The following is a 13,269-nucleotide window of genomic DNA, read 5'->3' on the forward strand; positions in this document are numbered from 1 at the left end:
ACAACGCTGGGCATGTAGCCTTTTGTTGCGAAGCATCCCGTTCATGTAAAACTAACACTGGTGTGATTTTGCGACGCAGGTCAAACCTCTGCTCGGAGCAGTAAAGACGATGGGCGGATGCTTTCAAGCATGGATTTGATGTGCAAATCAATATGAAAAATGGCACTTTTCTCCGGACATAAAAAAACCCGGGAAATCCCGGGCTTTTTTATGTCCGCTGCCAGGCAGGCAAGCCAAAGATCGTTACTTGATCTTGGCTTCCTTATAGGCCACATGCTTACGCACGACCGGATCATACTTCTTGGTTTCCATCTTTTCAGGATGAAGACGCTTGTTCTTGGTAGTGGTGTAAAAATGACCAGTGCCAGCAGAGGACACCAGGCGGATTTTTTCACGAATAGGACCGGCCATGGGTTAACTCCTTCTGTTAGCCTTAAACGCGATCGCCGCGAGAACGGATATCGGCGAGTACTGAGTCGATACCTTTCTTGTCGATGATGCGCATACCTTTAGAGCTTACCCGCAGACGCACAAAACGCTTCTCGGATTCAACCCAGAAACGATGGTGGTGCAGATTCGGCTCGAAACGACGCTTGGTCTTGATGTTCGAGTGAGAAACGCGATTGCCCGTTACAGGGCGCTTACCGGTCACCTGGCAAACTTTGGACATTGTCTTGCTCCGTAAAACTTCTTGCGGGGGACGGTAGAGCCCCGGAAAAGGCGCGTTTTATACCAATCCACCGTTCAAGTTTCAAGCTAAATCTTAATTTAAACGACCACTGGAGGCCAAACGTCGTAAATCAAACGCCTTCAGAGTCGCTCCTCATACGGCTAAAACGCACTCAATACGCGACATAAAAAGGCTAACACGCTCATTTGCTTACCCTTGAGTCTTTCTCTTCTTGCGTCAGGCATACTGACCAAGCGCACATGCACCTACACTGCCCCGCGAGACGCCAACGACACCCAGCCCCCATCGCCGATCACTAGATGGTCCAGTACTCGCACCTCCACCAGCCCCAGTGCCTCCACCAAGCGGCGGGTAATGGCGTGATCCGCCTGGCTGGGCTCCGCCACGCCGGAAGGATGATTATGGGCCAGAATCACCGCCGCCGCATTGTGCTCCATGGCCCGGCGCACTACTTCTCGAGGGTAGACTGCAGCGACATCAATAGTGCCCTGAAACAGTTTCTCGAACGCAATCAGGCGATGTTTGTTATCAAGAAACAAGCAAGCAAAAACCTCAAAAGGGAGCCCGCGCAACTGAGCAGTGAGCAACTGTCCCGCTTTGTCCGGGTTATCCAATGGCTGCCCCCGCTCCAGGGGCTCTGCCAGATAACGGCGCCCTAACTCCAGTGCCGCCAGCAACAATGCCCGCCGGGCCGTTCCCATCCCGGGCAATTGCGCCATTCGTTCCGGGCTCAGATCGAGCATTGCGCGCAAGCCGCCGCTACTCGCTAACTGCCGGCGAGCCAAATCCACCGCCGTTAGCCCCCGCTGCCCCGTACGCAAAAAGATCGCCAGCAGTTCCGCATCACTGAGCGCTCCTGCCCCTCTCGACAATAACTTCTCCCGCGGCCGCTCATCCTCCGGCCAGTCTGTTATCGCCATAACAGTGCTCCACGGGGCAACCTGTACGCAGCCATAGCCCACTTCACCTCCGCCAGCCACGCGCTGAATGACTTATATATTTGTTTCAAAGCTCATCTCCTCCAACACACTTTTGTTTTATGTGTAGCCTGTTGCGACCCGCGTGCCGCGTCTCTTATACAGTGCTACTCTATGTAGCCTGACTTGATAGCAGCCTTGCGGCTGCAGCGGCAGTGGAGATTCGCCATGTCTGCCGTCATCCAAACAAGGGTTTTTGCATGCAACGTCTGATGAACAAACGGGTCCTGCTGGGTGTCACTGGCGGCATTGCGGCCTATAAAGCCGCCGATCTGGTGCGCCGGCTGCAGGATGTGGGCGCACAAGTACGGGTTGTCATGACTCAAGGCGCCTGTGAATTCATCACGCCGCTGACCATGCAGGCACTGTCCGGGCACCCGGTACATACCACCCTGCTGGACCCAACGGCTGAAGCCGCCATGGGCCATATTGAGCTGGCCCGCTGGGCAGATCTGGTACTGATCGCGCCCGCGTCCGCCAACTTCATGGCCCGCTTGGCCCATGGCCATGGCAACGATCTGTTAACCACCCTGTGTCTGGCCACCGGCGCCCCTATCGCCATTGCCCCGGCCATGAACCAGCAAATGTGGGCGGACATCGGCACCCAAAAGAACCAGCTGATCCTGCAGGAAAAGGGCATCACCATTTTCGGCCCCGGCAGCGGCAGCCAGGCCTGTGGCGAAGTCGGCGCCGGGCGCATGCTCGAGCCGCTGGAGATCATTCAGCAGGCGGCGGAAGTGTTCGATAACCAGCTACTCACCGGCAAGCATGTGGTGATCACCGCCGGTCCCACCCGCGAATCCATCGATCCGGTGCGCTACATCACCAACAAAAGCTCCGGGAAAATGGGCTTTGCGCTGGCCGAAGCCGCGGCCGAAGCCGGGGCCAAGGTCACCCTGATTGCCGGGCCGGTGTATCTGCCCACCCCTTCACGGGTGGAGCGCGTGGATGTGATCCGCGCAGTGGACATGTATGAAACCTGCATGGACGTAGTGGAAAATGGCTGCGATGTCTTTATCGCCACCGCCGCCGTAGCGGACTACCGCCCGACCGTGACCGCTGACCACAAGATCAAGAAGTCCACCGAGGAAATTCACCTCACCTTGGTGAAAAACCCAGACATCGTGGCCTCCGTAGCCGAACACGCCAAGCGCCCCTTTACCGTGGGCTTCGCAGCAGAAACGCAAGACGTGATGGCCTACGCCCAAGGCAAACTGGTGAACAAGAAACTCGACATGATCGCCACCAATGATGTCTCCGGTACCAATGTGGGCTTCAACAGCGACAACAACGCCCTCACGGTAATTTGGCCCAGCGGACACAAGGTATTGCCGTTGGCGTCCAAAGCACAGATTGCCAAGCAACTGATCGAACTGATTGCGATACGCTATAAAGACTAACGCTTACACGCTCCACGCAGCCTGCAACTCGCCCGGTTTTGCCGCCTGGAGCGTTTAGCCTGGAGCGTACTGCCTGACCAAAGGGGACACCATGAAACTGCAATACCGGGTACTCGATGCCCGCCTTGGCGACAGCATTCCTTTGCCTCATTACGCCACCGACGGCTCCGCCGGGCTGGACCTGCGCGCCATGGTCAAGGAAGCGCTGACACTACAGCCCGGAGACACCGAGCTGTTGCCCTCCGGCATGTCCATTTTCCTTGCCGACCCGGGCTACGCCGGCATGATCCTGCCGCGTTCCGGTCTCGGCCATAAACACGGCATCGTGCTGGGCAACCTGGTAGGACTGATCGACTCTGACTACCAAGGCGAGTTAATGGTGTCCTGCTGGAATCGGGGACAGCAGCCCTTCACCCTAGAGCCCGGTGAACGCATCGCCCAACTGGTGATCGTGCCGGTAATGCAAGTAGAACTGGAACAGGTGGAAAGCTTCAGCGCCAGCGAACGCGGCGAAGGCGGTTTCGGTCACAGCGGCCGTCATTGATACACCACGAAAATAACAAACAACTTGGTTTAGCAACGCAGCACAGCGCGCCACAACTTGAACCACAACCATACAGTGGTAGCGCCGGGTAAGCGGAGGGGATATGGGGAACAAAAACGCTAACAAGCAAGGCAAATCCACCAGCACCATGAAGCAGCTTTTGCCACTGGTCGCCGCAGGCATTATCGCGGTCATCGCCGCCACCGGCTGCCTTTATGCCTATCAAACCAGCCACTTACAACCAGCGCAACAGAACGCCCAGGCTCTGCTGTTAGCACAATCGCTGGCCAGCCAGGTCAGCAGAACGACTCAGGCCGCACGTCAACAGCTGGAAATACTCAGCCACCGCAGTGACGTAAACCAGGCACTGGCGGAAGGCGATCTGTTCACTTTCAATGTGCATCAGAAACAATGGCTCCCCGACGCCACCGTCCAGCTGATTCCGCGCCGTGGCGCAGATACCTCACGGCTCAGTTACACCGCCCAGGAGCTACTCAAGAACGTCCGCCTTGGCCAACAACCCGGCCCGGTGATCATTACCGGCAAACCTCCCCGGCTGGTAATGGCCCGCGCCACCAAAAACCAGTCCGGCAGCCTGCTGCTCACCCAATCCCTGGCCCCGCTGGCGGCTGCTCTTCGCGCTGCCATGCCGGAAGGCGCCGCCCTCACAGTGAAATACGCAGGCAGCCCCCTGTTCGACAACAAGCAACATGCCAACGGCGGCACGGCCCAGATCAGCCAAGGCCCGGTTCAGGTCACCCTGACGTTGCGCGCCCCTGACAGCAGCAGCCTGATCATTGCCACCTTGGCTATCGCCTTGGGGGTCGTCGTTATTCTGTTATGCACCCTGCTGGCCAATCGTCTGCTGACCCGCGCCTTGCGTCAGGATGCTGCCGAACTGATTCGCTATAGCGATGAACTGATGCGCCAACCGGACGTCAGCGCCCGTGACCATTTTCATTTTCCGGTCTTCAATGGCGTAACCGAAGCCTCCGCCCGGCTGGCCAGAAAACTGCGCGACCGTGCCGGGCCAGCACGCCCTAAAAGCGCCGCCAAATCCGACGTGTTGCTCATCGAGGAAAATGACGACGATAGCATTCTGCTAACAGACGACGACAGCGGTGGCGAAGCGCTACCCGGCAGCATTTTTCGCGCTTATGACATCCGCGGCGTAGCCGGCGACACCCTAACCGCCCAGGGCACCTACCTGCTAGGACGCGCCATCGGCAGCGAGGCCGGCGAACTGGGCCAACAAACTGTTCTGGTGGCCCGCGATGGCCGTCTTTCCAGCCCGGAACTCAGCCGTTCGTTAATCAAGGGCCTGCTGGAATCCGGCCGTGACGTGGTTAACCTAGGTTTGGCGCCCACCCCGGTGCTCTACTACGCCACCGAAGTACTGGAAACCCAAACCGGCATTATGCTCACCGGCAGCCACAACCCGCCCCAGCATAACGGCCTGAAAATCGTCATGAACGGCGACACCCTCCACGGCGAGCGGATCTTGGCCCTCAAGCAGCGCATTCATAACAAAGCCTTTAGCGAAGGCAACGGCCATGAAGAAGAGCGCGACATCATCGATCGCTATCTTAACGACATCGCCAACGACATCGTGCTGGCTCGCCCCCTAAAAATTGCCATCGACTGTGGCAACGGCGTTACCGGGGAGCTAGCCCCGCGCCTCTTCAGCCAGTTGGGTTGTGAGGTCGCGCCGCTGTTCACCGACATCGATGGCAACTTCCCCAACCACGCCCCAGACACCGGTAACCCGGACAACCTCATCGACCTGATCCGCGTGGTGCAAGAACAAGACCTAGACCTGGGCTTGGCCTTCGATGGCGACGGCGACCGCGTCGCTGTGGTCACCAACACCGGCGAAATTATCTGGCCCGATCGCCTGCTAATGCTGTTTGCCAAGGATCTGCTCGGCCGCAGCCCCGGCGCCGACATCCTGTTCGATGTGAAATGCAGCCGCGCGCTACCCGCCATTATCCGCAAGAATGGCGGACGCCCTCTGATGTATAAAACCGGACATTCGTTAATCAAAGCCAAAATGAAAGAAAGTGGCGCCGCTCTGGCCGGCGAAATTAGCGGCCACATCTTCTTCGCCGACCGCTGGTTTGGCTGCGATGATGGCGTTTATGCAGGCGCCCGGCTGTTGGAAATCCTTTCATTGCAAGATGACACCGCCGGCCAGGTATTCGACCAATTCCAAACCGGCGTCACCACCCCGGCGCTGTATATTGATGCCACCGATGACAACAAGTTTGCGCTGATCGACGCCCTTGAGGCCCGTGCCGACCAATTCACTGGTGGCCGACCCACTACCATAGACGGTCTACGGGTGGATTTTCCTGATGGCTGGGGACTAGTGCGCGCTTCCAACACCACCCCGTCACTGGTGGCCCGCTTCGAAGGGCGTGACGAAGAGGCACTGAAACGGGTAAAAGAGCAGTTCCGCGAACAACTGAATGCCATTGATGAAAACCTAAAATTACCATTTTGAGTTAGAATCACCGAGGTGAAAGATCAAACGTCGAGATTGCACCGGGCTAACCGGATACTCTTTTGCTCCACGTTTTACCCTAAAAGGAAACGCGGGCAGCCTCTGCAATGTAACGAGTTGAACCCGCGCTTTTGAACTTTAAACGCCTCCGCTAAAGCGAATACCCAAGGAGACCCAATGGACGCCAATAGTGCCCATGACACCGCTCGGATTCTGATTGAGGCCCTGCCCTACATTCAGCGCTTTGCCGGCACCACGGTAGTCATCAAATACGGCGGCAACGCCATGGAAAACGAGGAGCTGAAAAACAGCTTCGCCCGCGACGTAGTAATGATGAAACAAGTGGGCATCCACCCGGTGATTGTGCACGGCGGCGGCCCCCAGATCGGCGACTTGCTGGAACGTCTTGGCAAAGAATCCAAATTTGTTCAGGGCATGCGTGTCACCGACCGGGAAACCATGGACGTGGTACAGATGGTGCTCGGCGGGCTGGTCAACAAAGATATTGTTAACCTGATCCAGCATAACGGCGGTCAGGCCATCGGCCTCACCGGCAAAGACGGACGGCTGATCAAGGCTCGCAAGATGGTTCTCAAAGCAAGCGATGCGGATAGCCCGGCATTACAAGCCTCAGAGATCATCGACATCGGCCACGTTGGCAAAGTGCAGGGTATCGACACCCGCATCATCGACCTGCTGGCCGGCAGCGATTTTATTCCGGTGATCGCCCCCATCGGCGTGGACGACGACGGCACCAGCTACAATATCAACGCTGATCTGGTGGCCGGCAAAGTAGCGGAAGTCCTGCGTGCAGAAAAATTGATTCTGCTCACCAATGTGCCCGGCCTGAAAGACAAACAAGGCCAGATCCTCACCGGGCTCACCACCGAAAGAGTCAACAGCCTGATCAAGGACGGCACTATCTTCGGCGGCATGCTGCCCAAGATAGGCTGCGCCCTGGAAGCGGTGCAAAACGGCGTGCACACTGCCCACATCATCGATGGCCGGGTGTCCCACGCCGTGCTGTTAGAAATCCTCACAGACAAGGGAATCGGCACCCTGATCAGCAAAGACTAGTTGAAAGATGAACGTTCAAAGTTGAAAAGCACGCCAAACGTTTTTGGTTTTTATCGGCAGAAGCCCGCGCCCTTACCCTGTGACCGCGCTGCGCCCTGAAAACCGACAGATTCAACGCGCGTTTCAACTTTAAATTTTTCACTTGCAATCAAACGCGGCAAAGGGGGTGGCCGCGAAACGCTACAACAGCCAAAAACAAAACCGCAGTAACAAGCCCGGGAACGTTGGGCGCGGTGTTTGCCTGTGATATACCTCTGGGCCACACTCGCGTTGCAGACAGAAGCTTGTTGCTTAGAACTGGGAACGATACTTCATGACCGATAAAAAACCGTCTCGTAAAGAGCAGATTCTGCAGTCGCTCGCCCATATGCTTGAAGCCGTACCTGGAGGACGCATCACCACCGCCGGTCTTGCGCGGGAAGTGGGCGTCTCCGAGGCGGCGTTGTACCGACATTTTCCCAGCAAAGCGAAAATGTTCGAGGGGCTGATCAGCTTTATCGAAGAAGCCATTTTTTCGCGTATTAACCGCATCATGGAAGACGGCAAGGCCAGCGATCAGGTGGAACAAATTCTCACCCTGCTGCTGGCGTTCACCGAGCGTAACCCTGGCATTACCCGGCTGCTCACCGGCGATGCCCTGACCGGTGAAAACGCTCGCCTGCACCAGCGCATCCAACAGTTCTACGACCGAGTCGAAAGCCAGGTGAAACAAGTGCTACGTGAGGCAGAGTTGAAAGAAGGGTTACGCACGCAGGCTAGCCCGACCATCACCGCCAACCTACTGCTGGCCGTGGCCGAAGGGCGTATTGCGCAATTCGTTCGTTCTGGCTTCAAGATTAAGCCAAGCCAGGACTGGCCGGCCCAATGGGCGCTGCTACAACCCATGCTGTTTCGCTAACAAACCGCTAAAATTCCTTTTGCGACTGGAGGAACGCGATGCGGGTATCGCGAATAACGCGGTATGGCCTGGCGCCTTCGCGATACCCGCATCGCGTTCCATGATTATAATCAGCCGTTTCCTGTGGCTGTTTAGCCGTTCACTTCCAAGGCAGCATCAACCGCCTTCATTTTGCTCTGTATCTATCGTTTTCAAACGCTCAATGATCGGAGCGTATTGCTGATTGGCCTGATCGATTTCCTTGTCGAAATCCAACAGTTTTTGTTCCGCCGCCTTGATCTGACGCTGCAAACGATCAATGGCCTCTTTCACCACCTCCGGCACGTCCCGACCGGTTCTTTCGTTGCGCGCCGCCGTAGCGATTTCGTCATCCAGCTTCATCTGCAACTGAGCCAGATTGTTTTCCTCGTAGTTGATGCTCAGCTCCAGTGCTTCGACCCTTCGATCGCGCGCCCGCACCGCATCTTCCGGGCCGGCATATAACCGCAACATATCGCGATCTTCCCGGGCCTGACGAGCCTGCTGCATCCGCTGGGCCTTGGCCTGGGCATCATTCAGCGCTACCCCCTCCACGTCCTCCAGCACCCGGCCGTACTGATCCAACAACTGATAACCGTTGCGGATGGCATCCATGGTCAGGGTTCGGTTCAGGTGTACCACACCATCCGTGGTTTCATGTCGAAAGTAGGCTCCATCCGGCATCCGCTCATTGGCACGCTGACCGGAACGCGCCCACACGGACGAAGACAGTAACGGCGAAACCAAAATGAACGCCATCAACAGGACGACGATTCTCATTATTATTGCACTCCATAACGCTCCCGGTATTCACGCATAGGCGCGGCCATGGTCTGGCTGTCCGGTTGCTGTTCCAGCCAATCGATAATATCGCTCATAGTGACGATACATCCCACTGGCACCCCCAATGCTTTTTCCACTTCCTGAATCGCCGACAGGCCCTTGCCCGCCTCAGAAGGCTCTTTAGCGCATTCCTGCCGATCCAGCGCCACCATCACCCCCGCCATGGTCGCGTCGGTCTTCTCGAACAGCGTCGCCACTTCGCGAATCGCTGTCCCAGCCGTTATCACATCATCTATCACCAATACTCGGCCCTGCAATGGCGCGCCCACCAGCCAACCGCCTTCGCCATGAATCTTGGCTTCCTTGCGGTTGAACGCCCAAGGGTAATCCCGACCATGGTGCTCGGCCAATGCCACGGACACCGCCGCCACCAGCGGGATGCCTTTATAGGCCGGCCCGAATAACATATCGAATTCCAGCCCGGATGCCATGATCGCATCCGCATAATAGCGCCCTAGCCGGGCCAGGGCCTCACCGGTATTGAAGGTTCCCGCATTAAAGAAATACGGGCTATTACGGCCGGATTTCAGGGTAAATTCGCCGAACTTCAGCGCCTTACGCTCTTCCGCGAAACGCAAAAAATGCTTTTTATAGTTCTTCATAGTTAAGCCTGTGGCTACTCCGTCTTTCACATCAGCGGAACGCCGTGCCGCCTTCACGGCACGGCCCACCTTTATACCTCGTGCTTTACCAGCCCAGCGCGACCTGTTGCGCCTTGATGATCTCACCAATGCCATTCTCTGCCAGGCCCAACAGATTATCGGACTGCTCGCGGGTAAACGGCGCGCCCTCTGCAGAGCCCTGAATCTCGATAAAGCCACCCTGCTGGGTCATCACCACGTTCATGTCGGTGCCCGCATTGGAATCTTCCGCATAATCCAGATCCAGCACCGGGGTATCCTTGTACATGCCCACGGACACCGCGCCCACCAGCCCGGTGAGCGGATCATTTTTGATCTTCTTGGTTTCCAGCAAGTGGGTAAACGCATCCACCAGCGCCACGCAGGCCCCGGAAATGGATGCCGTGCGCGTGCCGCCATCGGCCTGCAGTACATCGCAATCCAGATAAATAGTGCGCTCACCCAGCGCCTTCATGTCCACCGCTGCCCGCAGGGAGCGGCCAATCAAACGCTGAATCTCCAGAGTACGACCACCCTGCTTGCCACGGGTGGCTTCGCGGCCAGAACGGGTGTGGGTGGAACGGGGCAGCATGCTGTATTCCGCGGTGAGCCAGCCCTGGCCCTTGCCCTTGAGGAAGCGCGGCACGCCGTCTTCCACAGACGCCGTACACAGCACCTTGGTGTTCCCGAACGCCACCAATACGCTGCCCTCGGCATGAACGGTGTAGTTGCGGGTAAAGCTCAGTTCACGCAATTGGTCGGGGGCTCGGCCGGATGGGCGCATGGAATCTCCTGAAATAGTGAAAACGAAAGGGCCGCCATTGTAGCAAACACCGGCGCCTATGCCTTCCTTGCACCCAAAGCCGTCTTGATTAGACTGGGAAGCCTTTACAGCAGGAGCTTGCAGCCAAGCGCCCACAGGGCTGTCATCGCAAGCTTCACCCCACTGACAACACAGAGGTTCACCATGATTTGCAGCATGACCGCTTTTGCTCGCGCCGACCGCCCGCTTGAAGGCTATGGCCTGGTCTGGGAAATCAAAGCCGTGAACCATCGTTACCTTGAAGTCAGCCCCCGCCTGCCCGACGCCCTTCGCTCGCTGGAAAATGCTGCACGCGAACGCTGCCGCAAGGCTCTGGCCCGGGGCAAGGTTGAAATCACCCTGCGCTACCAGCAGGACGACAGCGACGCCGCCCTGGAACTCAATGAGCCTCTAGTGAAGCAACTGTCGGACATCTCTCGCCGGGTCGGCGACCTGGTCCAGCACTCCGGTCAGGTCAACCCCATGGAAATCCTCCGCTACCCCGGCGTCCTCGGCACCCGACAACTGGATGTGGAGCTGCTGCAACGCGAATCCCTGACCCTGTTGGATGAAGCTCTGCAAGCACTGATCGATACTCGCCGCCGCGAAGGCGAGCAACTGGGCAAACTGATTGAAGACCGTCTGGATGGCATCATCACCCAAGTAGAAATCGTCAAAGACGCCGTCCCGCGTATCAAGGAAGCCCAACGCGAACGACTGCGCAGCCGCATCCAGGACGTGATCGAATCCCCAGACCCGGACCGCCTGGAACAGGAACTGGTATTGCTTGCGCAGAAAATGGACGTGGACGAAGAACTCGACCGCCTGCTCACCCATGTCACCGAAGTGCGCCGCATCCTCAAAGAAGGCGGCCACATCGGCCGTCGGCTCGACTTCCTGATGCAGGAACTCAACCGCGAAGCCAATACCCTGGGCAGCAAATCCGTAGACAGCGAAACCACAGCGGCAGCGGTGGAATTAAAGGTATTGATTGAGCAGATGAGGGAGCAGATTCAGAATATCGAGTAAAATCCATGGAAGTCCATATTTGCATTTAATCGTCTGTTTTTAAACAGATAATTTAGATAACCCAGTCCATGTAAATCCACCGCCATCCACCACTATCCAGACAAAAGTGGTGGGCAGCCTGTTTTTACAGGCTCAAACGCCACAAGATCAAAATGGGCAAACTCACCGCCACCCAGATCAAGTCCCTGGCAAAGCAGCCCCCAAGAAGCACACCGATGGTGGCGGCCTCTATTTCTGTGCGCGCAAGTCCGGCTCACCCTACTGGATGCTGCGCTACAGCGCCCAGGGCAAGCGCCACGAAATTACCCTTGGCCACTACCCCCAGATGTCCCTGGGTGACGCCCCGAAAGCCGCTGTTCTCAACAAGCAAGGCATCCGAACGGGCACCACCCAATTCAGGAAAGGGCCAAAGTTGTCCAGCCAGACATCCGCACCGTCAAAGACCTCTTCCAGGACTGGTACGAGACCGATCTGACCCGGCGCCTGAAACACCCCAACATCCCCAAGCGCATCTACCAAAAAGAAATTCACCCGGTGATCGGCCTCTACCCCATTGCCGACGTCACCCCCAGGGATATCCGGGCCGTCCTGCAGCGCGTCCAGCGCAGCAACCGCCCCACCATCGCCAATGACACCCTGATGTACATGAAGCAGCTGTTCCGTCATGGCATCATGTCCACTCCCCCTTTAGTGAGACAGCCCTAAACTAGAGTTTTCCACTTTCTGGCGATACACCGCTGGCGGTATGTCACCCAGGCTTTCATGCGACCGCTCGTCGTTGTAATCCAGCATCCATAGCCACGCCATTTCCCGAACCTGCCCCAGACTCTCGAACAGATAGGCGTCAAGGAACTCATAGCGGAACGAGCCGTTAAATCGCTCGACGAAGCCATTCTGTTGCGGTTTGCCAGGCTGGATGTAGGCGACCTCGATGCCTTTCTCTTCACACCAATCATAGAACTCCGCTGCGATCAGCTCTGGCCCGTTATCCACCCTGATCTGATTTGGCAGCCCACGCTCTTGCTCAAGGCGCTCCAGCGTCCGCACTACACGTCCTGCCGGGAGGCTGGTGTCCACTTCGATAGCGAGACACTCGCGAGTGCCTTCATCAATGATGTTCAGCGTACGGAAGCGCTTGCCGCAATAAAGCGTGTCGTGCATAAAATCCAACGCCCACTGCTTGTTCGGATACATGCTGACCTCCAACGGTTTGGCGATACGCTTGGGCAATACTCGCTTCGTGCGCCTGCGCAAGTTCAGGCCCATCTGGCAATATACGCGGTAGACACGCTTGTGATTGAAAGGCAAACCCTTATTCCTAATGCGCTTGTAGCACTTCCAGAAGCCAGCCCTCGGTGACTTCTTGAGCTGCTCGTTCAGCGCCTCAATGACAGCAGCATCCGCTACACGCCAGTCCCGGGGCCTGCGGTAGTAGCTCGCCCGCCCCAGACCGACCAACTTACAAGCGTGAGTAATCGATAATCCAAATTCGACCAGAGCCGTTGCCGACTCGCGTCTCTCTGCTGTCACCAACCCTTTTTTGCGAATAGATCCTTCAGGGCAGCGTTTTCCAGGCTCAGATCAGCAAACATCTGCTTGAGTTTGGCATTCTCGTCCTGGAGCTCCTTGAGCTTCTTCACATCCGATGCCTCCATGCCACCGTACTTGCTCTTCCAGTTGTAGTAGGTGGCATTGCTTATGCCGTGCTTACGGCAGATCTCTTCGACCTTCATGCCCGCATGGGTTCTACCCCGTTTCCACGGACGGTTTTAAAAAGGCGGTAAACTTGCGATCTTGAGCTGCAACCTTGCGCCGCCTTCTTGGGTTGTGGAACCGCTCGATATAATTAAATACGTCAGCCCTTGCC

The 13,269-nt window shown here is 57.1% G+C and carries 14 protein-coding genes and 2 pseudogenes; 8 read left to right on the forward strand and 8 right to left on the reverse strand.

Annotation, left to right across the window (positions count from 1 at the left end):
* Positions 1-243: 243 nt before the first annotated feature.
* The 3 genes from rpmG to radC form a co-directional block, all read right to left on the reverse strand.
* On the reverse strand, positions 244-411 hold the full coding sequence (gene rpmG, locus ABNH10_RS03365; protein ID WP_007151127.1) for a 50S ribosomal protein L33: 168 nt from the start codon (positions 409-411) through the stop codon (positions 244-246).
* Positions 412-433: 22 nt separating this feature from the next.
* On the reverse strand, positions 434-670 hold the full coding sequence (rpmB, locus tag ABNH10_RS03370; RefSeq protein ID WP_035459023.1) for a 50S ribosomal protein L28: 237 nt from the start codon (positions 668-670) through the stop codon (positions 434-436).
* Positions 671-936: 266 nt separating this feature from the next.
* Entirely contained in the window at positions 937-1,611 is a 675-nt protein-coding gene (gene radC / locus ABNH10_RS03375; protein ID WP_349384752.1) for a RadC family protein, read from the reverse strand.
* Positions 1,612-1,868: 257 nt separating this feature from the next.
* Here radC and coaBC point away from each other — a divergent pair, with 257 nt between their 5' ends.
* From coaBC to slmA, 5 genes are all read left to right on the forward strand, one after another.
* Positions 1,869-3,068 carry a bifunctional phosphopantothenoylcysteine decarboxylase/phosphopantothenate--cysteine ligase CoaBC gene (gene coaBC, locus ABNH10_RS03380; RefSeq protein ID WP_035459025.1) on the forward strand — a complete coding sequence of 400 codons (1,200 nt, stop codon included), beginning with the start codon at positions 1,869-1,871 and terminating at the stop codon, positions 3,066-3,068.
* 91 nt (positions 3,069-3,159) lie between these two features.
* Entirely contained in the window at positions 3,160-3,612 is a 453-nt protein-coding gene (gene dut / locus ABNH10_RS03385) for a dUTP diphosphatase (RefSeq protein ID WP_349384753.1), read from the forward strand.
* 103 nt (positions 3,613-3,715) lie between these two features.
* Entirely contained in the window at positions 3,716-6,115 is a 2,400-nt protein-coding gene (locus ABNH10_RS03390; protein ID WP_349384754.1) for a phosphomannomutase/phosphoglucomutase, read from the forward strand.
* Between the two features lie 177 nt (positions 6,116-6,292).
* A complete protein-coding gene (argB, locus tag ABNH10_RS03395) occupies positions 6,293-7,192 on the forward strand; it encodes an acetylglutamate kinase (RefSeq protein WP_349384755.1) in 900 nt (299 codons plus the stop codon).
* Positions 7,193-7,505: 313 nt separating this feature from the next.
* Complete coding sequence (slmA, locus tag ABNH10_RS03400; protein WP_349384756.1) at positions 7,506-8,090, forward strand: nucleoid occlusion factor SlmA; 585 nt, start codon at positions 7,506-7,508, stop codon at positions 8,088-8,090.
* Positions 8,091-8,246: 156 nt separating this feature from the next.
* Here slmA and ABNH10_RS03405 read toward each other — a convergent pair whose 3' ends face one another.
* From ABNH10_RS03405 to rph, 3 genes are all read right to left on the reverse strand, one after another.
* Positions 8,247-8,888, reverse strand: a complete 642-nt coding sequence (locus ABNH10_RS03405) for a hypothetical protein (protein ID WP_349384757.1) — start codon at positions 8,886-8,888, stop codon at positions 8,247-8,249.
* A 2-nt stretch (positions 8,889-8,890) separates the two neighbouring features.
* A complete protein-coding gene (gene pyrE, locus ABNH10_RS03410) occupies positions 8,891-9,553 on the reverse strand; it encodes an orotate phosphoribosyltransferase (protein ID WP_349384758.1) in 663 nt (220 codons plus the stop codon).
* Positions 9,554-9,638: 85 nt separating this feature from the next.
* Positions 9,639-10,355, reverse strand: coding sequence for a ribonuclease PH (gene rph, locus ABNH10_RS03415; protein WP_349384759.1), 717 nt, complete (start codon positions 10,353-10,355; stop codon positions 9,639-9,641).
* A gap of 195 nt (positions 10,356-10,550) precedes the next feature.
* Between rph and ABNH10_RS03420 the strand changes: the two genes are divergently transcribed.
* The 3 genes from ABNH10_RS03420 to ABNH10_RS16245 all read left to right on the forward strand — a co-directional run bounded on the left by ABNH10_RS03420 (position 10,551) and on the right by ABNH10_RS16245 (position 12,107).
* Positions 10,551-11,402, forward strand: a complete 852-nt coding sequence (locus ABNH10_RS03420) for a YicC/YloC family endoribonuclease (RefSeq protein WP_349384760.1) — start codon at positions 10,551-10,553, stop codon at positions 11,400-11,402.
* 109 nt (positions 11,403-11,511) lie between these two features.
* Complete coding sequence (locus ABNH10_RS03425) at positions 11,512-11,877, forward strand: Arm DNA-binding domain-containing protein (protein ID WP_349384761.1); 366 nt, start codon at positions 11,512-11,514, stop codon at positions 11,875-11,877.
* Between the two features lie 23 nt (positions 11,878-11,900).
* Positions 11,901-12,107 carry a phage integrase central domain-containing protein gene (locus tag ABNH10_RS16245; RefSeq protein WP_502877111.1) on the forward strand — a complete coding sequence of 69 codons (207 nt, stop codon included), beginning with the start codon at positions 11,901-11,903 and terminating at the stop codon, positions 12,105-12,107.
* Here ABNH10_RS16245 and ABNH10_RS03430 read toward each other — a convergent pair.
* Together ABNH10_RS03430 and ABNH10_RS03435 are read right to left on the reverse strand one after the other, a co-directional pair.
* Positions 12,090-13,141 (reverse strand): annotated as a pseudogene (locus tag ABNH10_RS03430) (IS3 family transposase); the annotation flags it as partial. The gene ABNH10_RS16245 and the pseudogene ABNH10_RS03430 sit on opposite strands and share 18 nt — an antisense overlap.
* Before the next feature lie 7 nt (positions 13,142-13,148).
* Positions 13,149-13,269 (reverse strand): annotated as a pseudogene (locus ABNH10_RS03435) (IS3 family transposase); the annotation flags it as partial.

This window comes from Alcanivorax sp. (assembly GCF_040119285.1).
Taxonomy (GTDB): domain Bacteria; phylum Pseudomonadota; class Gammaproteobacteria; order Pseudomonadales; family Alcanivoracaceae; genus Alcanivorax.